The sequence below is a fragment of the Pseudomonas sp. C32 genome (assembly GCF_030417915.1).
In the GTDB taxonomy this organism is placed as follows: Bacteria; Pseudomonadota; Gammaproteobacteria; order Pseudomonadales; family Pseudomonadaceae; genus Aquipseudomonas.
In genome coordinates this window covers 107,375-130,860 of the sequence record NZ_JAUHUK010000004.1, presented here as the reverse complement: position 1 = coordinate 130,860, position 23,486 = coordinate 107,375, and the positions used below count along the sequence as shown (strand labels likewise).

The 23,486-nt window shown below is 61.5% G+C and carries 19 protein-coding genes; 6 read left to right on the top strand and 13 right to left on the bottom strand.

The features are described from left to right. Positions 1-47 precede the first annotated feature (47 nt). From QYH43_RS06115 to QYH43_RS06090, 6 genes are read right to left on the bottom strand one after another with little or no spacing between them, the layout of a single operon-like run. Positions 48-1,217, bottom strand: coding sequence for an acyl-CoA dehydrogenase family protein (locus QYH43_RS06115; protein ID WP_095059633.1), 1,170 nt, complete (start codon positions 1,215-1,217; stop codon positions 48-50). A 10-nt stretch (positions 1,218-1,227) separates the two neighbouring features. Further along, positions 1,228-2,406, bottom strand: coding sequence for a lipid-transfer protein (locus QYH43_RS06110; RefSeq protein WP_095059634.1), 1,179 nt, complete (start codon positions 2,404-2,406; stop codon positions 1,228-1,230). Between the two features lie 17 nt (positions 2,407-2,423). Next, entirely contained in the window at positions 2,424-2,843 is a 420-nt protein-coding gene (locus QYH43_RS06105; RefSeq protein ID WP_301156648.1) for a MaoC family dehydratase, read from the bottom strand. After that, complete coding sequence (locus QYH43_RS06100; protein ID WP_301156647.1) at positions 2,815-3,948, bottom strand: acyl-CoA dehydrogenase family protein; 1,134 nt, start codon at positions 3,946-3,948, stop codon at positions 2,815-2,817. The genes QYH43_RS06105 and QYH43_RS06100 overlap by 29 nt, the downstream gene beginning before the upstream one ends. A gap of 8 nt (positions 3,949-3,956) precedes the next feature. After that, positions 3,957-4,925 carry a bifunctional MaoC family dehydratase N-terminal/OB-fold nucleic acid binding domain-containing protein gene (locus QYH43_RS06095; protein ID WP_301156646.1) on the bottom strand — a complete coding sequence of 323 codons (969 nt, stop codon included), beginning with the start codon at positions 4,923-4,925 and terminating at the stop codon, positions 3,957-3,959. A gap of 56 nt (positions 4,926-4,981) precedes the next feature. After that, positions 4,982-5,767: an SDR family oxidoreductase gene (locus QYH43_RS06090; RefSeq protein WP_095059638.1), complete on the bottom strand. Its 786-nt coding sequence runs from the start codon at positions 5,765-5,767 to the stop codon at positions 4,982-4,984. 142 nt (positions 5,768-5,909) lie between these two features. Between QYH43_RS06090 and QYH43_RS06085 the strand changes: the two genes are divergently transcribed. Then, positions 5,910-6,695, top strand: coding sequence for an enoyl-CoA hydratase (locus QYH43_RS06085; RefSeq protein ID WP_301156645.1), 786 nt, complete (start codon positions 5,910-5,912; stop codon positions 6,693-6,695). Between the two features lie 253 nt (positions 6,696-6,948). Here the strand turns inward: QYH43_RS06085 and QYH43_RS06080 are convergent, their stop codons facing one another. From QYH43_RS06080 to QYH43_RS06060, 5 genes are all read right to left on the bottom strand, one after another. Beyond that, complete coding sequence (locus QYH43_RS06080; protein WP_301156644.1) at positions 6,949-7,728, bottom strand: SDR family oxidoreductase; 780 nt, start codon at positions 7,726-7,728, stop codon at positions 6,949-6,951. Beyond that, complete coding sequence (locus QYH43_RS06075) at positions 7,725-9,428, bottom strand: FAD-binding protein (protein ID WP_301156643.1); 1,704 nt, start codon at positions 9,426-9,428, stop codon at positions 7,725-7,727. Before QYH43_RS06075 ends, QYH43_RS06080 begins: the two co-directional genes overlap by 4 nt. Positions 9,429-9,436: 8 nt before the next feature. Continuing rightward, complete coding sequence (locus tag QYH43_RS06070; protein WP_301156642.1) at positions 9,437-11,146, bottom strand: FAD-dependent oxidoreductase; 1,710 nt, start codon at positions 11,144-11,146, stop codon at positions 9,437-9,439. Positions 11,147-11,444: 298 nt separating this feature from the next. Beyond that, positions 11,445-13,013: an amidase gene (locus QYH43_RS06065; RefSeq protein WP_301156641.1), complete on the bottom strand. Its 1,569-nt coding sequence runs from the start codon at positions 13,011-13,013 to the stop codon at positions 11,445-11,447. 245 nt (positions 13,014-13,258) lie between these two features. After that, entirely contained in the window at positions 13,259-14,722 is a 1,464-nt protein-coding gene (locus QYH43_RS06060; protein ID WP_301156712.1) for a coniferyl aldehyde dehydrogenase, read from the bottom strand. A gap of 169 nt (positions 14,723-14,891) precedes the next feature. Between QYH43_RS06060 and QYH43_RS06055 the strand changes: the two genes are divergently transcribed. From QYH43_RS06055 to QYH43_RS06035, 5 genes are all read left to right on the top strand, one after another. Continuing rightward, positions 14,892-15,875 (top strand): flavin reductase family protein, encoded by a 984-nt coding sequence (locus tag QYH43_RS06055; RefSeq protein WP_095059645.1) that lies wholly within the window; start codon positions 14,892-14,894, stop codon positions 15,873-15,875. A 17-nt stretch (positions 15,876-15,892) separates the two neighbouring features. After that, complete coding sequence (locus QYH43_RS06050) at positions 15,893-17,200, top strand: MFS transporter (protein WP_301156711.1); 1,308 nt, start codon at positions 15,893-15,895, stop codon at positions 17,198-17,200. A gap of 3 nt (positions 17,201-17,203) precedes the next feature. After that, positions 17,204-17,815, top strand: a complete 612-nt coding sequence (locus tag QYH43_RS06045) for a TetR/AcrR family transcriptional regulator (RefSeq protein WP_095059646.1) — start codon at positions 17,204-17,206, stop codon at positions 17,813-17,815. A 136-nt stretch (positions 17,816-17,951) separates the two neighbouring features. Further along, positions 17,952-19,082 carry a carbon-nitrogen hydrolase family protein gene (locus QYH43_RS06040; RefSeq protein WP_301156640.1) on the top strand — a complete coding sequence of 377 codons (1,131 nt, stop codon included), beginning with the start codon at positions 17,952-17,954 and terminating at the stop codon, positions 19,080-19,082. Positions 19,083-19,085: 3 nt separating this feature from the next. After that, complete coding sequence (locus QYH43_RS06035; RefSeq protein ID WP_301156639.1) at positions 19,086-20,126, top strand: AraC family transcriptional regulator; 1,041 nt, start codon at positions 19,086-19,088, stop codon at positions 20,124-20,126. A gap of 342 nt (positions 20,127-20,468) precedes the next feature. Here QYH43_RS06035 and QYH43_RS06030 read toward each other — a convergent pair whose 3' ends face one another. Both QYH43_RS06030 and QYH43_RS06025 read right to left on the bottom strand, forming a co-directional pair. Continuing rightward, entirely contained in the window at positions 20,469-21,314 is an 846-nt protein-coding gene (locus tag QYH43_RS06030; RefSeq protein ID WP_301156638.1) for a DUF2242 domain-containing protein, read from the bottom strand. A gap of 203 nt (positions 21,315-21,517) precedes the next feature. Next, positions 21,518-23,389, bottom strand: a complete 1,872-nt coding sequence (locus QYH43_RS06025) for a SurA N-terminal domain-containing protein (protein WP_095059650.1) — start codon at positions 23,387-23,389, stop codon at positions 21,518-21,520. Positions 23,390-23,486 lie beyond the last annotated feature (97 nt).

The window sequence follows — 23,486 nt, the reverse complement described above, 5'->3', positions numbered from 1 at the left end:
GCCCCGGATTCGGGGCGGGTACGGTTTTTGTTGTTGATGGACCAACGTCAGCGTTGGGTGCGCGGCATGCCGAGGCCAAACTGGGCGATCAGCTCACGCTGGATTTCATTGGTGCCACCGCCAAAGGTCAGGGTCACCGAACTGCGCAACTCGTATTCCAGCTCGCCCTGCAGCAACGTCGCTGCCGAACCGCTGCGCATCGAGCCATTGGCGCCGAGGACCGCCGCGAGTTTGCGCAGGATCTCGATGGCCGATTCCGAGCCGAACACCTTGGTGGTCGAACTCAGCGCCACGTCCATGCGCTCGTGCTCAAGGTCCGAGGCGATGCGCATGTTGATCAGGCGCATTGCCTCCAGGCGCGCATAACATTCAGCCAGCGAGCTGCGCACCCAGGCCTTGTCCATCGCCCGACGCCCCTGCTCGTCGCTGGCCCGCGCCCACAGATAAACCCGGCGAAAAAGCGCCACTACCTTGTCCGACCAGGTACCCAGGCCGAGTCGCTCGTGGTTCAGTTGCGAGGTGATCAGCTTCCAGCCACCGTTCAACTCACCGACCAGCATCTCGTTGGGCACCCGTACGTTGTCGTAATAAGTGGCCGTGGTCGGAATGCTGGTGGTGGGGATCAAGGTGTGAGAGAAGCCCGGCGTCGTGGTGTCGACGATCAGCAGCGAAATGCCTTTGTGCCGTGCCTGGGTCGGGTCGGTGCGGGCCGCCAGCCAGACGAAGTCGGCCGATTCGGCCCCAGACGTCCACAGCTTGTTGCCATTGACCACAAAGCCCTGGTCATCCTGACGGGCACTGGTTTTCAGTACCGCCAGGTCACTGCCGGCCTCCGGTTCCGAGTAGCCGATGGCGAACATGATTTCGCCTGCGGCAATGCCGGGCAGGAAGCGTTCTTTCTGCAACTCGCTGCCGTGGGTCATCAAGGCCGGGCCCACGGTACTGATGGTCACGAACGGCAGCGGCGCGCCGGCGATGTTGGCTTCTTCGAAGAAGATCAACTGTTCGGTGGCGGCGTAACCCTGGCCGCCATGGGCCTTGGGCCAGCCGACCGCGAGCCAGCCGTCGCGACCCATCTGGCGGATGGTCTGGCGAAACAGCTCGCCGCCTTCCTTGCCACGCAACTGCTCGCGCATGTCCGGGGTCATCAGGGCCTGGAAATAGTCCCGCACCTTGTGGCGCAGGGCATGTTGTTCGGGAGTGAGGTCGACGAACATCTGGTGCTCCTTACGCTGCGCCGAGAATCAGGCCGCTGGTGGGTACGCCGGTGCCGGCGGTGACCAGCACGTTCTGCACATCCGCCACTTGGTTGACCGCCGTGCCACGTACCTGGCGCACGGCTTCGGCGATGCCGTTCATGCCGTGGATATAGGCCTCGCCCAGTTGTCCACCGTGGGTGTTGATCGGCAGTTTTCCGCCACGGGCGTGGTGCCCGGCGCGGATGAATTCCTTGGCTTCGCCGCGTTTGACGAAGCCGAACTCTTCCAGCTGCGGCAGCACGAACGGGGTGAAGTGGTCGTAGATCACAGCCGTCTGGAACGCGTCCGGGCCCAGGCCCGACTGGCGATACAGTTCACGGGCGACCACGCCCATCTCCGGCAACCCGGTGATGTCGTCGCGGTAGAACGACGTCATGCTCTGCTGGCCGTGGCTGATGCCTTGAGAGCCGGCCTTGATGGTCACCGGTTTCTGCCGCAGGTCACGGGCACGCTCGGCCGAGGTGATGACCATCGCCACGGCGCCATCGGATTCCTGGCAGCAATCGAGCAAGTGCAGCGGCTCGCAGATCCAGCGCGAGGCCTGGTGTTCTTCCAGGGTGATCGGCTTGCCGTGGAAAAACGCCTTGGGGTTGGTCGCGGCAAAATCCCGCGCCGCCACCGCTATTCGGCCGAAGTCTTCACTGGTGGCGCCGTAGGTGTGCATGTAGCGCTGGGCAAACATCCCGACCCAGGCGGCCGGTGTATGGAAGCCGTGGGGCATGTACCAGCCGTAGTTGACGTTGTCGAAAGTCGGCGCCGAAGCGAAGCCGTAGCTGCCGGTACCGAAGCGATACCAGGAACGCTCGTTCATCGCCCGATAGACCACCACCACTTTCGCCATCCCGGTAGCCACCGCCATCGCCGCGTGCATCACCGGCCCACAGGCCGCACCGCCGCCGTGGGGCACTTGCGAGAAAAACTTCACGTCTTTGCAACCGAGCAAACGGGCGATTTCGTACTCCGGGACCTTGTCCACCGAGTAGGAGCTGAAACCCTCGACCTCGGATGGATCGATGCCGGCGTCCTTGAGCGCACTCAAGGTGGCCTCCAGCGCCAGGCGCAATTCAGTGCGTCCGGAGTTTTTGGAAAATTCGGTCGCGCCCAGACCAACGATCGCGGCACGCCCGGAAATCGATGAATCAGTCATCTGTGTCTCTCCGGCTGTCAAGGCAGGACCAGCGCGACCGTGCCGGTCACGTGGTTGCCCATGGAATTTTTGCCGCTCAAGGTGATTTCCACCGCGCGGGTGTCGGCATCGAGGGCGCTGACGCTGCCGCTGAAGGTCATGCAGTCGCCGGGATAATTCGGCGCGCCGAGCTTGATTTTCAGCGCAGTGAATTGCGCCAGCGGTCCGGCCCACTGTTCGATGAAGCGCTGCACCAGCCCGTTGGTGGTGAGGATGTTCATGAACACATGGGGCGAACCCAGGGTACGGGCCGCTTCCGCGTCGTGGTGACCGGGGAAGTAGTCACGGGTGGCAATCGCGCCGCCGTTGATCAGGGTCACCGTGATCGGCACGGCAAGTTCCGGCAGTACTTCGCCGGGTTGCACGTCTTCAAAGCGCTTGGTGTTCTTCGAGGTCATATTTCCATCCCAGCTTGTCGTTATCGTTGAGCCAGTCGCCCAGGCGTTCCAGGCTTGCTGCAGAGCCACCCAAGGCAAGGCACAGGCCACGGCTCCAGTAGAGAAAACGGTGGATCGGGTAGGTCAGGTCGACACCGATGCCACCATGCACGTGCTGTGCGACATGGCCGATGCGATGCCCTGCTTCGCAGGCAATCCAGGCGGTAGCCAGGGCTTCGCTGGGCGACGGCAAACCGGCATCGATGCGGTAAACCAGTTGCCACAGCACGGTGCGCAAGCTTTCGACGGCGATATGGGTGTCGGCCATGCTCATCTGCACTGCCTGGAAACTGCCGATGCTGCGCTCGAACTGTCGACGTTCGCTGACGTAGGCCACGGTACGGCGGATCTGCTCTTCGCTGCCCCCCAGTTGCAAGGCTGCCAATGCCGCTGTGCAGCGCAGTTCCAGCCAAGCGACGGCCTCAATCGGCAACAGCGCGGCGGCGTTCACGGTCAAGCCGTGAATGTGCAGGTCGGCCACCGCCTCGCCGTGGGTCAACACTGCCGACACCCGTTGAACCTCGGGCGCCGCCAGATCGAGCAGCAGCAAGCGCGGCTGGCCCTCGGCCTGCACCAGCACCAGTGCGGCGCTGGCCAAATCACCCTGGGACAAGGCTGCGACCCGGCCATTTATTGACCAGCCCCCGGCATTCGCTTGCGCCTGCAATTCAATGCCCCGGGCACTGCTCAAGCCGTCGATGGACAGGCTCAGCAGCGCCTCGCCGGACGCCGCCTTGGCAACCCAGCCCGCACTGTCGCCAGCGTCGAAACGGGCCAGGGTCGCGGCCGCCAATTGATGGCGCCACAACGGCACCTGGGCCAGGGCCTTGCCCTGGGCTTGCAGCACCAGCATCAGTTCGGTCATGCCCAGACCGCTGCCGCCGTGTTCTTCGGGAATCGCCAGGGCATGCAGCCCGGTCTCGATACACAGCGCCCACAGCGGCGCCATCATCGGCTCGCCGCTGGTGTCCCACTGGCGCATGTAGTCGTCATGGCAATGGTCGACAAACAAGCCGTCAGCCATCTGCGCAATGGCGCGCTGGTCTTCGCTCAATTCGAAATCCATGGTGGCTCCTATGCCTCTACCGGCCGGAACAGCGGCAGGGTCAGCTGGTCATCGAAGGTCTGGAACTCGACCTGCAAACGCTGGCCGATCTGCAATTGCTCACGCTCGATACCGACCAGGCCGGCGATCAGGCGCACGCCCTCTTCCAGTTCGATCAGGCCGATCGGGTTGGGGTAATCGAATGGCGGCACTTCGGGGTAGTGCATCACCACGAACGAATACAACTGGGCGCGGCCACTGGCCTGCACGGTGTCCCAGTCGAAGCTGTGACATTCGATGCACACCGGTGCCGGTGGATGGCGCAGGGTCTGGCAGGCGGTGCAGCGCTGGATCAGCAACTGGCCCTGCTCGCAGCCTTCCCAAAAGAAGCGGGTGTCGTCGCTGATGCCCGGCAGCGGGCGTTTGGCCTTGACCGGTGCCGACTCAACCTTGGCTGGCGCCTGGGCATTGGCCGCACGGAACTTGAAGACGCGAAACAGCAACTCGCCCACCGGCTCGTCGCCACCGGCTTTTTCGACGAAGTGGCTCATCACCAGGGTGACAAAAAAACCAGTGCCCAGGGCGGTGGTTTTCTCATCGCCCACCGCATCCAGGCGCGTGGTGTAGTAGAGCTTTTCTCCCAGTCGCACCGGGCGCGTGAAGCTCAGCTCGGAGTTCACCGCCACGGTCGAGGCGTAGCCGTAGGCTTCCATTTCCTTGAGCACCTCGTACGGGTTCTCGTCGGTGGAGCCAGGCGGATAGTTGTTGGCGTGCAGGCCTTCCATGGTCCACACCTGCAACATCGCCGGTGGAGCGATCAGGCCCTCATGCCGGGTGCCGAGGGCAAACGCCGGGTCGGTATAGAGCGGATTGTCCACGCCCATGACTTCGCACCACTGGCGAATCATCGGGGCATTGACCTCGTCCCAGGCATACACGCGGCCGTACTGGCGCCCCACCAGGGCGCGCACATTGGATAGCAATTGTGGATCAGCCAAAGTCGTCTCCTTCACATTGAAGGCGGCCACCGAACCCGGTCGCCGCAATAGGTCGATCAGGTGGGCAGAACCTGCGCTGCACCGAGAAATGCCGGGCGTTCACCACCGCCGTGCAGCAACAGGTTGCAACCGCTGGCGTAGCTGGCCAGCGGTGATGCGATGTAAAGGCAGGCGTTGGCGATGTCTTCGGCCACCGCCATACGAGCGGCCGGGATGCCGGCAGCCACGGCAGCGATACCGGCCTCGGAGCCGTAATGCAGATGCGCCTGCTCGGTCAGCACCAGCCCCGGGCTGACCGTGACCACCCGCACCTTGGGGCCCCACTCCACCGCCAGCGATTGCACCAACGCCAGCACCCCGGCCTTGGCCGCGCCGTAAGCGGCGGTGCCTGGCGAAGAACGTAGTGCACTGATGCTGCCGATAAAGACGATGCAACCACCCTGCGCCTGTACCTGCATCAGCCGGTTGGCGTGCTGGGCGACATTGAGCGGCGCGATCAGGTTCAGCCCGATGATGCTTTCGTGGAACCTCGGCGAGGCCGTGGCCGCTTCGGCGGACGGACTGCCGCCGGCGTTGTTGATCACCACGTCGAGGCGCCCGAAGTCGCGCTCGATGCTGGCGAACAGGCGTTGCAGGGAGTCGTGGTCACGCACATCGGCGGCAATGAAGCTCGCACGCTTGCCACCCACTGTCGGCACCTGCTCAGGCTCGCGCCGGGCACAGACGATCACCCTCGCGTTGGCAGCGAGAAACCCCCGTGCGATACCCGCGCCGATGCCCTTGGTGCCACCGGTGACCAGCACCACTTTGCCGCTGTAATCAAGACCCGAATGCAGCTCCATCATGTGCTCCTTTCTCTACTGACAAGGGTCACTCTAGGGACGAACCTCGGGTCAAACTACGTCTGAACGGACGATGAAAATTAAACCTCGCGAACAGGACACTGGTGGTCATTCACACGTTTTCTGGTCTTTGAGGATGCCCATGTCCGACCCATCCGTTGCACCGGTTCTGCTCGAACGCCCACTGCCCGGCGTGGCCCTGCTGCGGCTCAACCGCCCGCAGGCGACCAATGCGTTGAGTCTGGAATTGCAGGCGCTGCTGTCGCGGTATTTCAGTGAACTGGCGATAGATCCCGAGGTGCGCTGCATCGTGCTGACGGGCGGTGACAAGGTGTTCGCGGCCGGTGGCGACATCAACAGCATGGCCGGGGTCGGCGCCATCGATATCTACAAACGCCACACCGAGCGGGTCTGGGGGCCGATCCAGCATTGTCCGAAACCGGTGATCGCGGCAGTCTGCGGTTACGCCTATGGCGGAGGTTGCGAGCTGGCGATGCACGCCGACCTTATCGTCGCCGGGCGCAACGCGCGCTTCTGCCAACCGGAAATCCGCATTGGCATCATGCCCGGCATCGGTGGCACCCAGCGGCTGGTGCGTGCGGTGGGCAAGGTCAAGGCGATGCGCATGGCGCTCACCGGGCAACCGATCAGCGCCGAGGAAGCCTGGGTGGCAGGTTTGGTCAGTGATCTGGTGGACGATGACCAGGTGCAGGCCCACGCCCTGGAACTGGCGCGCGTCATCGCAGCGATGCCGGCATTGGCCGCCGAGCAGATCAAGGAAGTGATCCTGGCCGGCATGGACGCCCCGCTGGAAACCGGCCTGGCCCTGGAGCGCAAGGCCAATGCCCTGCTGTTCGCCTCACGGGACCAGAAAGAAGGCATGCAGGCGTTCATCGACAAACGCCCGGCGCAATTCGAGGGGTACTAGGCGTTCGTCAACCAAGACGCATACCTGTAGGAGCTGGCTTGCCAGCGAAGGCGGCCTGCCGGCCGTTCTGACCGGTAGTTCATGCGCACTCCTTGTAGGAGCGAGCCTGCTCGCGATGGACTAAAACGATGATGCGTGCTGTCTGAATGAACCCATTGTCAGGAAGTTTTTCGCGAGCAAGCTCGCTCCTACAGGGGATCGGGGACACCCGCAAAATCAGTGTCGACTGGAAGGCCGCCTTCGCGGGCAAGGGTTAGATACTCATCACCATCTGCCCACTATCGATACGCAACTCGACACCATTGATCGCCCGAGCCTCGTCGCTGGCAAGGAACAGCACACTGGCCGCCACATCCTCGGGCCGACACATGCGGTTCATCGGGTCGCTGTCGATGGTCAGGCGATTCGGGTCAACGCCCTCGGGGAAACCCCCGCGAGTCATGTCGGTGAGTACGCCATCAGGGTGCAGGGTGTTGCAGCGAATGCCGTATTTGCGCCGCCGGCAAAGCACCGCCACCGAACGCGACAACGCCGCCACCGCCCCCTTTGAAGCACTGTAGGCCATGTAATCGTCACGCCCGGCCAAGGCCGCGATGGACGACAGATTGATGATCGAACCTCCGTTTTCCTTCATCAATGCAATGCCTTCGCGACAGCCCAGAAACACACTGTCGGCATTCACGCGCATTACCTTGTGCCACTGCTCCAGACTGGTTTCTTCAATCGAGCCGCAGATGAGGATGCCAGCGTTGTTCACCAGGATATCCAGACGACCATAGTGCTCACGCACATGGTCGATGACCTGGCGCCACTCATCTTCGCTGCTGACATCGTGGCGGATAAAGTCTGCAGCCGGTCCGATTTCCACCGCCAGAGCCTGGCCCGCCTCGACGTCCAGGTCGCTGATCAACACCTTGGCACCTTCGGCCGCCAGCAGCCGCACGCTGGCAGCGCCGATCCCCTTGGCGCCGCCGGTGACCAGCGCGACCTTGCCGTGAACTCGGCCATTTTTGTTGTGGTGATTGAGGGTCATCGTGTCATCTCATGTGCGTGGGTCGTTTGAAGTTGCCGGTCGTGCGGGCGGGCGACGGCGGCACCGGCTCGACGGCCGGAGAACACGCAGTCGGCCAGGGACAGGCCACTGATGTAAAGGTGCGAAGGAATCCCCAGGGCACTGCGCCCAGCCGCGTACAGGCCGTCGATCGGCTGGCCTTGCTCGTCCAGCACCGCGCCGCTGCGTTCATCCACGCGCAAGCCGCCCAGGGTCAGGGCACCGAGGGGGAATACCGGATTGGTCACGGAGATATCGCAGGCATAGAAAGGCCCTTGTTCCAGCACCTGGCGCCCGCCCTCGGACTTGCCGAACGGCTCCGGCGCCTCGCCACGGGCGGCGGCGTTGGCGGCCAGCACCGAGGCCCGCAGCACGGCAGGGTCCATGGACGTCGCGTCGGCCAGCTCGCTCAGGCTCTTGCCCTTGCGCACCTTGAACAGCATCAGCGCCAGAGCCGGAAAACTCTGGAACCACCAGTAGCCACCAAACAGCGCCTCGCGAATGGCCTTCTTGCGCAACGGCGCATCCAGCACCAGCCACGCCTTACCGCCCTGCTCTTCCATCAAGGGTTGGCCGAGGGTGGCACCATAGACCTCTTCATTGCAGAAGCGCCGCCCCTCGCGATTGACCACAATGCCTTTGTGCCAACTGTACGGAGGGTTGAGGAATCGCCACGCCGATACCCGCTCAAGCCCACGACTCTGGCCGCCGACACTGGCACCCAGGCGCAAACCACTGCCATCGCAACCGGTGGCTCCAACCTTGAAGTTGCGCAGGAACTTCGGTGCATGCTGCTGAATCATCTGGCGATTGAAGATGAAACCACCGGTACTCAGGATCACCCCGTTGCGCGCCCGCACCCGGCGTGACTGGGCGAAATCCCGTTCAAGCTGGCAGACCTTCTGGCGAAGTTTGTTGCAATAGCCAGGGGCGAAGTTTTGCAATCGTTCGGCGCGGTCAGCCAGTCGTGCATGCAACTGCGCTTGCTTGCTGCCAACGGGCATACACCAAAACTCGGCACCCAGTACCCGCCCCCGGGGATCGATCACCAGTCGTCGTGCCGCCGCCTGCAACAGCGTCTTCGCTCCGGCCTTCAGGCACGCTGCCTTGAGGTGGGAGTAGAGCACCGCGCCGCCCTGCCCCTTGCCCACGGTGCGATGCCCTCGTGGTGCAGGAGGAAAGGGACCACCGTGGTCAGGTACCAATTCGTTACCCGAGTAATAGAGGAAGTAGCCGTCGGACGGGTACGAGGTCTTGCCCCCGCCCGGTGGCATCTGGTGGGCGTAGGGCGCGCCGTGGCTTTCCAGCCAATTGAGGTTACTCACGCTGTCATCACAGAAGCGCCGCAACGTGTCGTCACTGACAACGCCCTGGGTTTCGTGCTTGAGGTAATCGAACATGGCATCGGGACTGTCGTTAAAGCCCGCAGCCTGCTGATGGCGAGTGCCGCCACCGGCGTAGACCACCCCACCACTTTTTGCGCTGGCACCGCCGCCGGTGAAGCGGTCGGCGATCAGCACATCGGCGCCCTTGGCGCGAGCTTCCAGCGCGGCGCAAGCACCGGCCGCGCCCCAGCCAACGACCAGCACATCGCATTCTTCGTCCCAGGTCACGCTGTTGCTATCAGCCACCTGCAAGGGCGGCAGCACTTCGGTGCTGGGGAGGTTATCGGACATTGACATACACGCTCCTATCGCTGGCTGGCCAAGTGGTTGGCGGCGACATAGCCGAAAGTCATCGCCGGCCCCAGGGTGCCACCCGCGCCCGGATAGCTGGTGCCCATCACCGACGCCGAGCAGTTGCCGATGGCGTACAAGCCGGCGATGGTCGTGCCGTCATCACGCACCACCTGGGCGTGCTCGTTGGTTAACAGGCCACCCTTGGTGCCGATGTCACCGGCATCCAGGCGCATGGCGTAATACGGACCTTTGCGCAGTGGCGCCAGGCAAGGGTTGGGCTTGACGTTGCAATCGCCGTAATAACGGTCAAAGACGTTGCCGCCACGGGCGAAGTCGAGGTCCACACCGCTTTGGGCATAGTCGTTGACCTTGCTGACGGTGGCTTCGAGCCCGGCACTGTCGACACCAATCTGCCGGGCCAGCCCGGCCAGGGTGTCGGCCTTCCAGTAAAGGTTGTTGAGCCACTCTTTGCGCAAGCGGCTGTCGGGCATGATCTGGCCGGGCATCAAAGGGCCCATGGCGTAGTTGAAGCGGAAATGCGCGTCGAAGACCACCCAGGCCGGCACCGATTTGCCGCCGGTTTTCTGGTTGTCCTGATGCATGGCATCGACGAACTCCAGGTACGGCGCCGCCTCGTTGACAAACCGCTGCCCCTCACCGTTGACCACGATGGCGCCAGGGAACGCACGCTCGGCGAAGATCCCCCGGGGCTTGTCCTCTCCCGGTACGGCAATGGTCGGCGCCCACCAGGCCCAATCCATCAATGCGGTGGCCGCGCCCTGAGCCATGCCGGCCTCCAGTGCCGCGCCGGTGTTGTTGCCAGGCGGTGTCGCGCTCCAGGACTTGCGGGTCGGCTTGGGCAGGTACTGGTCGCGCAGCACCTGGTTTTGTTCGAAGCCACCCGAGGCCAGAATCACCCCCAACCGCGCACGCAGTTGCAGCTCGGCGCCGTCACGCCGCACGGTGATGCCGCTGATCCGTCCGTTGTCGGTGATCAGGTCGCAAAAATCAGTGTTGAGCCACAGCGGCACATTGCGGTCCATCAGCGAGCGACGCAATGAGGCGACCAGCGAACTGCCCAGGGACGCACGGCGATCAATCTTGCTTTTGCGCCGCCACTTGAAGTCCAGCTTGTAGCGCAGCATCAGCTTCATGATCAGCAGACGCCAGCCGAAACTGCGGGCCATGACCTTGTGCGCATCACGCGCCGTCCAGGCGATGCAGCCCATCAACAGAGTTGAAGGCGACGGCTTGCGCAGGTTTGCCAGTTCGTCACCCAACAGACTGGTGTCAAAAAATTCAGGGTCCAGGGTCCGCCCACCGGCAAGGGCTCCCGGTAGATGCGGATAGTAATCAGGGTATTTGGCCGCTACTGCATAACGCACCCGACTGTTGCGGGTGAGCAGTTCGATCATCTTTGGCGCATTGTCCAGGTAGGCACGCAGGCGCACTTCATCAACATGCTCCCCTGCGGCCGCCTTCAGGTAGGTCAGCGCCGTGGCGTAGCTGTCGGTGCCACTCATGCGCGCGAAGTAATGGTTGTTCGGAATCCAGATACCGCCGCCGGAGATCGCCGAGGTGCCACCATACTGGTCGCTTTTCTCCACCACCAGCACGCGCAACCCCTGGTCGGCGAGGAACACCGCCGAAGTCATCGCACCTGCACCCGAACCGACGACGATCACGTCGTAGTGGGTCTGAGACTGAACTTGAGCCGTCATTGTTGTTATGCCATTAGCTGAGGTCAGAAAGAAACCGCCGACCACGCAGGGTGCGCTGGCGGAGTGCAGCCCATGATCGGGGCTGCGGGGGGATGGGCTCATCGTCAAAGTGGACTAGGGGGTGCCCAGCTGGCTTACCAGCAATACGGCCGGCACATCCAACATCTCACTCGCCTGACACACCGCCTTCGCCGGCAAGCCGGCTCCTACAGGGGATCACCGTCAGGCGCAAATCCCGGCAACGCCCAATAAACCTGCAGGAGCTGGCTTGCCGGCGCCTACAGGGTGAGGGGGCGGGTTAAAGAGTGGCACGTCTGGCAGCCCACGGGTGGGCCTGTTCCAGTTGGCTGGCCAAGCGCAGCAGCACGTCTTCGCCGCCCAGACGAGCGGTGAACATCATGCCCACCGGCAGGCCGTCGTCGCTCTGGCCCAGCGGCAGAGAAATGGCCGGCTGGCCGCTGACATTGGCTATCACGGTGAAACCGGCGCTGCCCATGGCCTGATGGACGTAGCTGTCCCAAGGCTGGTCAAGCGACAACAGACCCAGCTTCGGGGTCAGGCTGCCGGTGACCGGCGACAGGATCACGTCGTAGCGTTCGAAGTGCTGCTCCATCGTCGCGCCAATACGCTCGAATGCTTGCCGCGCGCGGTACAGGTCTTCGCCGCTGGTCGCTTTCGAACGTTCGAGATTGACCAAGGTGATCTTCTCCAGATCCTGAGCCGTGGCAGCCCGTCCGAGTACCTGCTCGCGGTCATGAATCTGCACACGCAATGCCATGCCGAGCGCAGTGCCATGGGCACCAAACAACTGGTGTGGATCGATGTTCAGCGTCAATTCGTCGAGTTGATGCCCAAGGGCCAACAGATGCTTGATGGTCTGTTCCAGCGTGGCGGCAATCGCCGGGTCCAAAGGGGCGCCGGTCAGTGATTGGCGCACCACGGCCACGCGCAACTTGCCCGGATCACGTTGCAATTCTTCAATATAAGGCCGAACCAACGGTGCGCACCAATAGGCACTGCCCGCCTCATGACCCTGACCGGCATAGAGGAACAGCGCGGTATCGCGTACCGTGCGCGACACCACATTGGCAGCGCTGGCTCCAAACGACCCCTCGAAATGCAGTGGCCCGCTGGGGGTGCGATAGCGGGTCGGCTTGAGCCCGACCACGCCGCAGTACGAAGCGGGAATGCGGATCGAACCGCCGCCATCAGTGGCATGAGCCACGGGAACGATCCCCGCCGCCACCGCAGCCGCCGAGCCACCCGAAGAACCGCCTGCGCTCATGGCCAGGTTCCACGGGTTATGAGTCTGGCCCCAGGCCAGTGATTCGGTGGTGGTGGTCAAGCCGAACTCGGGGGATATGGTCTTGCCGAAGGGCACCGCACCAGCCTGCTCGTACCGGGCGATCAGGGTACTGGTGCGAGCAGCGGGCGGTGAGTCCTTGAACATCCGGCTACCGTTACTGGTGATCGTACCTTGTAGCGTGGTGTTCAGGTCCTTGAACAGCAGCGGCACACCGGCCAGAGCGCCCTGGTTATAGGTGCCGGCGGCGCGACGCTGGGCGAGCAGTGTACGTGCGTAGGCTTCATGCAGCATGTTCACCGCATTGACCTTGGGGTTGACCTCGTTGTAGCGGGCCAGCGCCGCTGCCAACAGGTCCTCGGCGCTCAGTTCGCCACTGCGGATTGCCTGGCTCATGGCCCAGGCATCCATGGCCTGATAGTCGCTCGCCGACAGCCCCGCCGCGCGGGCATCGGCAAACCGTCCCAGAAGCCCGACGCCGACAGCCACGGCACCAGCCTTGAGTACACTGCGGCGCGGCCAGCCGGTGGTGGCGTTGAGTGGTGCGTTTTCGTAGTTATCCATGGTGATGAGCGCGCCCTGGTTGATGATTATTCTGAATAATTTGCACAGCCCCGTAGGAGCCCGGCTTGCCGGCGAACCAGACACCGCGGTGAATCTGTCACACCGCGTCATCGTTCTTCGCGGGCAAGCCTGGCGCCTACAGAGGTTTACGGGATTACGGTGTTCAAGCGACATTAAAGCGTGCCGACAACTGATCCAATGCCCGCGCCAGTTGTTCCAGGTCCGCGGCGGCCACCGCGCTGAAATCAGTCGGAGGTGACCCCGGCCAGCATGGCCGCCAGGTAGTGCTCGCCATAAGGCGGCAGCAGGCCCCATTCGCGGCGCGGGTCATGGGCCGACGCCTTGAATACCGTGCGCATATGACTGAACTCGAGAAAGCCTTCGCGGCCATGGTAATGACCCATGCCCGAGGCGCCGACGCCACCGAACGGCGCATCGTGCAAAGCGGCATGCATCATCACATCGTTGAGGGTGACCCCGCCGGACAGGGTGTGCTCCAGCACATGACGTTGTTCTTGTGCATCCTCGCCGAAGTAGTACAACGCCAGCGGACGCGGTCGGCCGTTGATTTCAGCGATGACCTGATCGAGGTCGTCATAGCTGAGCACGACCATCGCAGGGCCAAAGACTTCCTCGTGCATGATCAGGCTGTCCGGAGCCGGATCGATCACTACGCGCAGCGGACGACGACGGTCCTCTGCGTCTACGGCCTGGGGTTCGGGCAGGCACTCGATGCGCGCACCGCGTACATGCGCGTCCTCGACCAGGCCCTCGACACGGTCCAGATGACGCTGGTTGACCACCGCCACCACATCCGGATTGCCGGCCACTGTCGGGTTGAGATCGCGATAGGCACTGCGTAGCGCATCTAGAAACGATTCAAGTTGAGCCTTGGGCACGTAGACCAGATCCGGGTTGATGCAAACCTGCCCACCATTGCAAATCTTGCCCGCCGCGATGCTGAAGGCCGTTTTGCTCAAGTCAGCCGTGCGCGAAACGATCACCGGCGACTTGCCGCCGAGTTCCAGGGTCACCGGCACCAGGTTTTTTGCGGCATTGCCCATCACTAGCCGGCCAACCGCTGTACTGCCGGTGAACACCAGGTGATCGAAGGGTTGGCTGCTGAATGCTTCGCCCAGTTCCGGCCCACCGTTAACCACCGCCACCACCAGCGGATCAAGGTATTCGGCGCACAGGCGTGCCACCAGTTCGGCGGTGCGAGGCACGACTTCGGAAGGCTTGAGGATGGCCCGGTTGCCGGCCGCGAAGGCCGAAGCCAATGGGCTGAACAAGGTGTACAAAGGCGCGTTCCAGGTCCCGAGGATGCCCACCGTACCTTTCGGCTGGTGCATGACCCAGGCCCGGGCGCCGAGCTGGTCATAGGGGGAAAACATCTCGCGCGGTTCGTCCTGCATCCATTCCTGCAAATGGTCACGGGCATATTTGAGCGAGGCCAGTGCACCCAGCACGTCATTCATCAACGAAAATCCGGCGGGCCGCCCGCCAAAATCCAGGTCGATCGCCGTGGTCAATGCTTCGTGGTTTTGGACCAGCAGGTCGATCACTTGCTGCAGCCGCTGGCGGCGGGTGTCGGCGCTGACACTGCCAGCGCTGTCAAAGGCGCTTTTCTGTTGCGCCAGCAGGCTGGAAAGGTCTTGGACACAAGATGCGGCTGTACTCATTGTTATCCCCTTGCAGGTTGGCTCGATGGCCGTTGAGCGCCCGATGCGCCTGGCGCCACCCTAGCCTCGCCGCCACCTGCGCCGCCTCGTCCAATCGGACGAGGCCGTACATTAGCGTTAGTCCGTTGAGACGATGTTCTGCGCCTGCAAACCCCCAATACTGGCCATACGAAAACTCCACTCCATGAGGCCAGTCATGGCAATGCAAAATATCAGCTTCGATCCCCAGGCATTTCGTGCCGCGCTCGGCACGTTCACCACCGGGGTCACGATCATCACCACCCAGAACGAAGACGGCTCGCCCGTGGGTATCACCGCCAACAGCTTCAACTCGGTGTCACTCAACCCGCCGCTGGTACTCTGGAGTTTGTCCAAGCAAGCGCGCAGCCTTCCGGTGTTCAGCAACGGCAAGCATTGGAATGTGCATGTGCTGTCCACGGAGCAGGAGACGCTGTCGGGACGTTTCGCGACCCAGGGCGAGGACAAGTTCGCCGAGATCGAACTCGATCATGGCGTCAGCGAGGCCCCCCTGCTGCAGGATTGCACGGCTCGCTTCCAGTGCCGCACGGCGTTTCAATACGAGGGTGGCGACCACGTGATCTTTGTCGGCGAAGTGCTCGCCTTCGATCACAGCGACCGCGCGCCGCTGGCGTTCCAAAGTGGCCAATATGCCTTGGCCACGCGCAAGCCACGCAGCGAATTGCGCTTGGCAACCACGCCGCCACCTCCGGAGTGCAGCTACACCGAGGACTTGCTTGGCTATCTGCTGGGGCGCGCGCATTACCAGGCACTCAACGCCTTGCGCCAATTGCTGAACAGTCAGCAACTGGACGAACAGACGTTTTTTGTCCTGTCGATCTTGTGTATCCGCGACAACCTGACCCTTGAGGAGATCAACACATTCGTTAACTACACCGGTCGCGAAGTGACACTGGCGAGCATGCGTTTTCTCGAGCGTCAGCGTCTGGTCGCGTTCGAGGGTTCGGCCGATTCCATCCGGTTTGTTCTCACGGCCCAAGGTCGTGAGGTTTCACTGCATCAACTGGCATTGGCCAAGGCCGTTGAAGAGGACCTCTCGGTCAAACTCGGTCCCGCTGACGCCCAAGCCTTGAAGGTCTTGCTCAAGCGCCTGATCGTCGTCAGTGACCCGGGCTTGCCTGATCTGTGGGCACCGCGGTGACAGCCCGCGCAGGATTGTTGTCACCGGTCAGTGTTGGCTGGGGCAGCCATGGCTTGCTATTGCTGCTGGCCATGGTATTTGCCGACAACTTCGTCGGACGACAAATACTCGCGGTCATGGTCGAACCGATCAAAGCGGAATTCGCAGTCGGCGACACCGCCATCGGCCTGATCTCGGGCCTCGCCTTCGCCGCAGTCTATGCGCTGATGGGCTTGCCAGCGGGGCGGTTGGTGGATCGCATGCCACGTATCCGCCTGCTGGCTATGTCTTGCCTGTTGTGGTCTGTGGCGACCATGGCTTGCGGGTTGGCCGGCAGCTTTCTGGCGCTGGCCTTTGCACGGATGCTGGTTGCCGTCAGCGAGTCGCCGACGACGTCGGCCTCGCTGTCCTTGATCGCTGACCTGTATCCACCACAACGACGCTCATTCGCGATCAGTTGTTTTACCGCCGCACCGACCTTTTCTTCGATCATCGGTTTAAGTATTGGCGCCTGGGTGGTGGAGCACTATGGCTGGCGCAGTGCGTTCGTTGCCCTTGGCGTGCCGGCGCTTTTGTTCAGCGCCATCCTGGCGTTCGCCGTGCGCGACCCGCAACGTGGCCGCTGGGACCTCACGCCACACTCCCATGCGCAACCTGCACTGCTGGGCATGCGTGCCGAAGCACGCAAACTCTGGGCATTGCCAGCCTTTCGCTGTCTTATCCTCGCGGGCGGCCTGACCACGCTCAGCTCCTATGCCATTGGCATGTGGAACACCAGCTTCCTGGTGCGCTCCCACGGTTTGTCACTGCAACACGCAGGGTTACTCGCGGGTGTGATCTGCGGAACCTCGGCCGGGATCGGTGGCTTGTTCAGTGGGTGGTTGAGCGACCGTCTCTGCCGCCGCCATCCACACTGGCAAATTTCGATACCCGTGGTGGGCCACCTGGCGGCCATCTGCGCGTTGGTTCCCTACTTGCTTTGGTCCGACTCCCTGCTGGTGCGTCTGGGTGATGTGCCGATTCCTGGCGCCATGCTCTGGTGCGCGCTTTATTCGTTCTTTGCCGTGTGGTGGGTTGCCCCGTCCTACAACCTCGTCACCCAATTGGTCCCCGCGGGCCGACGCGGGACCGCCATGGCACTGCAAACGATTGTAAGCACGCTGCTCGGCGTCGGTGTCGGGCCACTGATAACCGGCTTGTTCAGCGACATGCTGCTACCGGCGTTTGGCCACGAATCACTGCGCTATGCGTTGCTGTTGGTGAACTTGCCGGTAATTTGCGCGGTTTTGCTGCTTATCCGCACCGCTCACCATGCTTCAAAAACAGACTATCGCCACGCGGAATAACTCATGCCAATCACTTCAAGACACAGCGCCCGCGACCGAGTACTTGATGCGGCAACTGAACTCTTCGCCACACATGGTTTTCAGTCTATTGGCTTGCGCGATCTGGCGAGCTACGTGGGTCTGCAAGCAGGATCGCTCTACCATCACATCGAAAACAAACAGGCTTTGTTGTTCGAACTGATCGAGTCAGCCTTATCGGACTTGTTACTGGACACCACGCGCCGAATGAAAGGTGCACGCAGCCCTGAAAAGCGCCTGTTGCGCTTCATCCAGGCCTTCGTTTCTTTCAGCTTTAACGAAAGACACAGACTGACCCTGATGACCCGCGAGTTTTCCAACCTCAATGACGAACAACAGCAGCATATCCTCCAGCTGAAAGACAGATATTCGTCCGTTCTAAGCGCCATCATCACTGACCCACTCGGCGAGAAAAACAAACCTTCGGCAGGTACCTGCCCGACCACCAGCGCGGTCATTGTCATTCTGTTTGGACAGTCACAGTGGTATGGCACTCAAACAACCGAAGTGCAATTGACAGAAACGCTCACAAATCTTGCTACTTGCATCATTGCCAGTAGCAAGAAAACGCAAGTGACCATAACGCAGCAGCGTTGACCTATCCTGCTCCAGAGCAAGGTAAAAAACCTCAAACGTGGGAGAATCCTATCCTTACCCCATGGTTTGCCGTAGGCTCGATACCGATCCGAAGGCAAAATATGAAACCTCGCACACGGCTGTTAATTGTTTCCCAATGCGCAAACTTCTGTACCTGACATTGTCCATGGCGTTACTCGCCGCTATTACGACCTACGCCATGTGGGCCGCGGATCGTCCGGTGGGCCACTACCTCTCCGATCTTCGGATCAGTCTCGCGGTCGATCAAGGTACGCCCTCTGATCGCGGCAATCTGCTGGGCATCCAACCCGAGCTGTTTCCCACGGACTATCAAAGCCCCGAGCGCCTGCATCGCAAACTCGCAGCCTACCTGCACTCTGCCCGGGACCAGGGTTTGTTGAACAACAAGACCATCGTCGTGCTGCCGGAGCATGTCGGCACCTGGCTGATGATCAGCGGTGAGAAAGATGAGCTGTATCAAGCGCCCACCCTAAAAGAAGCCATGAACTGGCTGGCGGTGAGCAATCCCTTGAAGTTTGTCCGTGCCCTGATCAGCGCCGAAGGCGGAAGCCGACTGGACGATGCTCATCTGCGCATGAAGGCCAAGGCAATGGCCAGAGACTACCAGGCATTGTTCGGAGGACTGGCCAGGGAATTCCACGTGACGCTGGTAGCGGGTTCGATTGTATTGCCCGAACCGAGTATCATCGACGGCGCCCTGAAAATCGGCCACGGCGCGCTCTACAACACCAGTGTGGTGTTCAACAGCGAAGGCCTGCCGATGGGCCAGCCTCAGCGCCAAATGCACCCGGTGTTCGCCGGGCAGGATGGGGTCAAGGCGAATGGCGAGCATTCGCTTAACGTTGTCGACACACCGGCCGGGCGCCTGGGCGTGCTGATCGGACGTGACAGCTGGTATCCGGAAAACTACCGCAAGCTCGATGACCAGAACGTCCAGCTCGTCGCGGTTCCGGCGTTTGTCGCCGGCCGCGGCACCTGGGAACAACCGTTTCAGGGTGACCGAAATTCACCGAAGCCAACGTCAGGCGGCCTCAATGCCGCAGAACTCAGCGAAGGCCAGGCCTGGGAGCGCCTGACCCTCACCGGCCGGATGCCAGTCAGTCAGGCTGTCGCCGGCATGAGTGTGTTCCTGCGCGGTCAGTTCTGGGATCAGGGCAGCGCCGGCCATAGCTTCCTCAGCCGCAACGGCCAGCACTTTGCCGACGGCAACGCCCAAGGTGCGCGCTTGCTGAACCTCTGGCTGTAACCCATGAAACCTCAGCCGATGCGTCTTGGCGATCTGTCCGTAGGTTTTGTTCATAGCCTGGCCGACGCCGTGCGCAGCCATGGAATCGACCCGCAGCCGCTACTTGAACAGTATGGCCTCGACACGGCGCGTCTGAGCGAAGCGGGAGCGCGTCTATCGATCCCGCGCTACATGCACTTGGGACACGCAGCCATACAACTCACCGGCAACCCGGCACTGGGCTTGCGCATGGGTCAGCTCAGCCGCTTGAGCCAACTAGGGCTTGCCGGGGTCACCGCCGCCCAGGCGCCCACGGTCCGTGAGGCGGCCCGTTGCCTGATTCGCTTCGAGGCCTTGTACGGCTCCAACTATCGCGGTCAATCCAGTTTTCACGAAGACGCCCGGGGCGCCTGGCTGCGTTTCTATTCGATCAGCCCCTACAACGCCTACAACCGCTTCGTCGTGGACTCGATCATTGCTGGCTGGTTGCAGCATTTATCCTGCATAAGCCCTGCCCCGCTTAGCGCAGAACGCATCGAGATAGAGTTCGAAGAACCTGAATACCGCGCAGCCTATGACGTTTTGGGCGATGGCCCGATCCAGTTTGGCAGCGAACACAATCAGCTACGGCTGAGTCTGGCAAGCCTCGCCCAGCGCAACCCCGAGCATTGCCCAAGCACCTGGCGGCATCTGCTGCAATTGTGTGAACGGGAGCTGGAACAACTGACACGTACCCGCAGCCTGCGTGAACGCATCATCGCGCTGCTGGGGCCTTTGCTCAGTGGTGGCCGGGAACCCGACCTCGAAGAAGTGGCGGCACGCTTGAAGCTGCCCACCTGGACCTTGCGCCGCAAACTCGCCGAGGAAGGCACGCAGTTTCGCGCGATTCTCAACGACACCCGCCGTGACCTGGCCATGACCTACATACGCGACACCGAACTGGCGTTCGGAGAAATCGCCTACCTGCTGGGCTTTGCCTCAGCCGAAGCGTTTCAACGCGCCTTCAAACGCTGGAACGGGCAGACACCCGGCGAGTTTCGCCGCAGCCATCGCCAGTCCGTCTGACGCTTACAACTCGGTGGCGTCTTCCGCTGGTTCCAATGGGTCCAGTTCAAACGCCTGATATTCAAGCAGCTCTTCTTGATAATCGTCCATTCTTGAAGCCCCCGACGCGTATTGAAAACGCCTGAATTAATGACCAGTCCCTTGAGCATAAAGTGCCTGCGTGAAAGAAAAATGACGCAGACACGACACTCCGTCGCTACAGAATAAAACGTAGCAGCTGATCAGAAATTTATCATTGGCTTTTTTGCGGCAGGCCTCAGAACAGTGGCCTGGCTTGATACGGGTCAATCTTTCCAGCAATCACAGGACCGGGTCATCCGAACCGGTCCTGTAACGTCACGCTCACTGGCTGGAAGCAGGCATCACCGGAATGGGTTCACTCGGCGGCGGCATGTCGCTCGGGTTCGAGACTGGCGTGATGGTTTCTGTGGACGGGGCAGGCTCAACACGCTCGACCGGCGTTATCGGCGCTGCTTCAGCGGGCGGGGCCACCGTTTCAGAGGCTGCTGGCGTCGCTTCAACCGGCGCAGGTGCAGCGGGAGCCGGCTCGGCAACAGGAGCCGCCGGTGCGGGTGCCAGCGGAGCCGGTGTTGCCTTGGCCTCAGGCATGCCCAAGGGATCGGTTTTCGGTTGTTCGGGAATGTGCGCGGCCTTCTTGGCTTCCGGCGGCAGGAACAGCTCAACCAACGCAAAGAAGCGCTCGTAGAACTTGGCGGAAGATACGGTTTCGCTGGCGACCTTGACCATCGAATCGTCCGACGAGCCAATCGGCATCGACACCGAACCCAGCACACCCACACCCAGGCTCGCGGAGTTGTTGGTCTTCTTCAGCGCATAACGGTCCTGCAACGCATTGGCGAACATGGTGGAGTGATGCCCTTTGCTGCCGTCATCCGCGCACACCACGCTGAAGCTGATCTCCATGTGATTCTCGCCGGTCTGCTGGAAGCTCTTGTGCCCGCTGATCAGCTTCGGATCATTGCTGGTGATGATGTAGCCCTGGCTGAGCAACGCGCGACGAGCGGCTTCGCAGGTCTGCACATCAGTCACCGGATAGTTGCGCGAAAACGTTCCGGAATCGTCGAAGTTCTCATGCTCGTAGATAGCGGCCTTGTCCGAGGAACAACCGGCCACCGCGGCCAGCATCGCCACCAGCCCGGCAACACGCATGGGAAATGATTTAAACATTGAACATCCTGAGGAAAACGGTTCGGGGCATATTGTGCAACAGATCGATGCATAGCGGAGCATCGATCGTGTCTTAAAAGAGTTACAGGTGGATTGACCCCGTTTACGATGAAACGTCACCCCGCTAAATGACATACGGCCAAACAAAAAACCCCGACCTATTGGGCCGGGGTTCTCTGTGCAACGCAAAACTCAGTCAGGCATCAGAACCGCTTGATGTCCGCCTCGCTTTCGAGCTGCTTGCGGTAAGCCGCAAAGTCTTGCTGGCCGATGCGAGAAGCGAGGTAGCGACGATACTGCGCTTTCTCTTCCTCTGTCGGCGCTGCCGCTTCGTTCACGCCATTGAGGCGCACGATCATCAAGCTGCCGTCAGCCAGCGTCACGCTGGTGAAGGTCGGCTTGTCTTTGGCAGCAGGCTTCGGCATACGGAACAGCGCCTGCAACACAGCCGGGTCAACCCCTTCCTGAGCGCGGGTCGCCGCTTCCGTGACTTTCCAGTTCTGACCATCGACCGCCTGGTTGAGCGGCGTCTTGCCCTCACGCAGGCTGACGATCAACTGCTCAGCCTTGGTCTTGGCAGCAGCACTTGCGTGCTCCTTGGTCAGTTGCACACGGATGCTGGCAGAGACGTTTTCCAGCGGCAACTGCGAAGGCTTCAGGTGCTCCTTGGCCCGCAGCACGATCACGGTTTCCGGATCGAGCTCAATAGCGGTGCTGTTGGCGCCCTCCTCCAGAACTTCCTGGCTGAAGGCTGCGGTGATCACGGCACGGTTAGCCGCAATGCCTTCGCCGCCTTCACGACCGAACGGCGCGGAAGTGTGAACGGTCAGCTTCAGGTCCTGTGCAGGCTGGGCCAGGTCGGACGCTTCGAAGGCGGCGTCTTCCAGCTGTTTGCTCGCTTCAACGAAACGCTGCTCGACCTGCTGGGTTTTCAGCGCTCGGGTCAGCTTGTCTTTCAGGCTGGCAAACGTTGGCACTTCAGGCGCTTCGACACCCAGCAGCTTGATCAGGTGGAAACCGTAGTCGGTGCGAACCGGCTCGGACACCTGATCCTTGGTCAACGAATACAAGGCTTTTTCGAACACAGGATCGTAAACGCCAGGACCGGCAAAACCCAGGTCACCGCCGTTGTTAGCCGAACCCGGATCCTGGGAGAATTCCTTGGCCAGCGCCTCGAACTTCTCACCTTTGGCCAGACGCGCCTGGATCTCGTCGATCTTGGCCTTGGCTTGCGCCTCGGTCATCTTGTCGTTCACTTCGATCAGAATGTGCGCAGCCCGACGTTGTTCGGACAGGTTCGCGGTTTCTTTCTGATAAGCCGCTTGCAGGTCTTCGTCGCTGACGCTGACCTGATCAAAGAAGGACGCCTTCTTCAACTCGAGGTAATCGATGACTACCTGATCCGGCGTCATGAATTCCTTGGCGTGCTCGTCGTAGTAGGCCTTGACCTCATCGTCGGTCAGCTTTACTGCCGCTGGGTCCGCCTTGATGTTCAGCGAGGCGAAATCGCGGGTCTGTTTTTCCAGACGGGCAAAAGCCAGTACCTGCGCGTCGGTGACGAAACCGCTACCGGCCAGGCCTGCACGCAGCTGGCCAATCAGCATTTCCTGAGCCAGCATCTGGCGGAATTGCATGCGGCTGTAACCAAGCTGACGAATCACCTGATCGAAACGCTCGGAGTTGAACTTGCCATCCACCTGAAACTCAGGGGTTTGCAGCATGACCTGATCCAGAGCCGCTTCGGAAAAAGCGAACTTCGAGTTTTCTGCGCCTTGCAGCAACAGTTTGCGATCGATCAGGCCCTTGAGAGCCGAATCGCGCAGCATTTTCTCGTCAAGCAAGGAAGCGTCGAAATCTTTGCCCAGCTGTTGCATGAGCTGGCGGCGTTGCATATCGACCGCCTGGCTCAGCTCGTTCTGGCTGATTTCTTCACCATTGACCTTCGCCGCTTCATTCGTGTTCGTCGTGGCTTGAAAAATGGCATCGACACCAGTCAAAGCCATCAGTGCAACGATGACCCCGATAATGGTCTTGGCAATCCAGCCTTGTGAATTGTCCCTGATATTCTGCAGCATGCGTCCCCCAGAAACGGTTGAACTTCAAAATTAGGCAACCGTGGAGCGTGGGTAGAATCCGGATAGAAGAAAGGCGCATCCGAGGATGCGCCTTCTC

Coding starts and splice junctions, on each gene's coding strand:
- QYH43_RS06070 (WP_301156642.1), bottom strand. CDS start 11,146: ATGACGGCTCAAGTTCAGTCTCAGACCCACTACGACGTGATCGTCGTC.
- QYH43_RS06115 (WP_095059633.1), bottom strand. CDS start 1,217: ATGTTCGTCGACCTCACTCCCGAACAACATGCCCTGCGCCACAAGGTG.
- QYH43_RS06100 (WP_301156647.1), bottom strand. CDS start 3,948: ATGGATTTCGAATTGAGCGAAGACCAGCGCGCCATTGCGCAGATGGCT.
- QYH43_RS06045 (WP_095059646.1), top strand. CDS start 17,204: ATGCCAATCACTTCAAGACACAGCGCCCGCGACCGAGTACTTGATGCG.
- QYH43_RS06085 (WP_301156645.1), top strand. CDS start 5,910: ATGTCCGACCCATCCGTTGCACCGGTTCTGCTCGAACGCCCACTGCCC.
- QYH43_RS06110 (WP_095059634.1), bottom strand. CDS start 2,406: ATGACTGATTCATCGATTTCCGGGCGTGCCGCGATCGTTGGTCTGGGC.
- QYH43_RS06055 (WP_095059645.1), top strand. CDS start 14,892: ATGGCAATGCAAAATATCAGCTTCGATCCCCAGGCATTTCGTGCCGCG.
- QYH43_RS06025 (WP_095059650.1), bottom strand. CDS start 23,389: ATGCTGCAGAATATCAGGGACAATTCACAAGGCTGGATTGCCAAGACC.
- QYH43_RS06065 (WP_301156641.1), bottom strand. CDS start 13,013: ATGGATAACTACGAAAACGCACCACTCAACGCCACCACCGGCTGGCCG.
- QYH43_RS06075 (WP_301156643.1), bottom strand. CDS start 9,428: ATGTCAATGTCCGATAACCTCCCCAGCACCGAAGTGCTGCCGCCCTTG.
- QYH43_RS06040 (WP_301156640.1), top strand. CDS start 17,952: ATGCGCAAACTTCTGTACCTGACATTGTCCATGGCGTTACTCGCCGCT.
- QYH43_RS06090 (WP_095059638.1), bottom strand. CDS start 5,767: ATGGAGCTGCATTCGGGTCTTGATTACAGCGGCAAAGTGGTGCTGGTC.
- QYH43_RS06030 (WP_301156638.1), bottom strand. CDS start 21,314: ATGTTTAAATCATTTCCCATGCGTGTTGCCGGGCTGGTGGCGATGCTG.
- QYH43_RS06080 (WP_301156644.1), bottom strand. CDS start 7,728: ATGACCCTCAATCACCACAACAAAAATGGCCGAGTTCACGGCAAGGTC.
- QYH43_RS06035 (WP_301156639.1), top strand. CDS start 19,086: ATGAAACCTCAGCCGATGCGTCTTGGCGATCTGTCCGTAGGTTTTGTT.
- QYH43_RS06105 (WP_301156648.1), bottom strand. CDS start 2,843: ATGACCTCGAAGAACACCAAGCGCTTTGAAGACGTGCAACCCGGCGAA.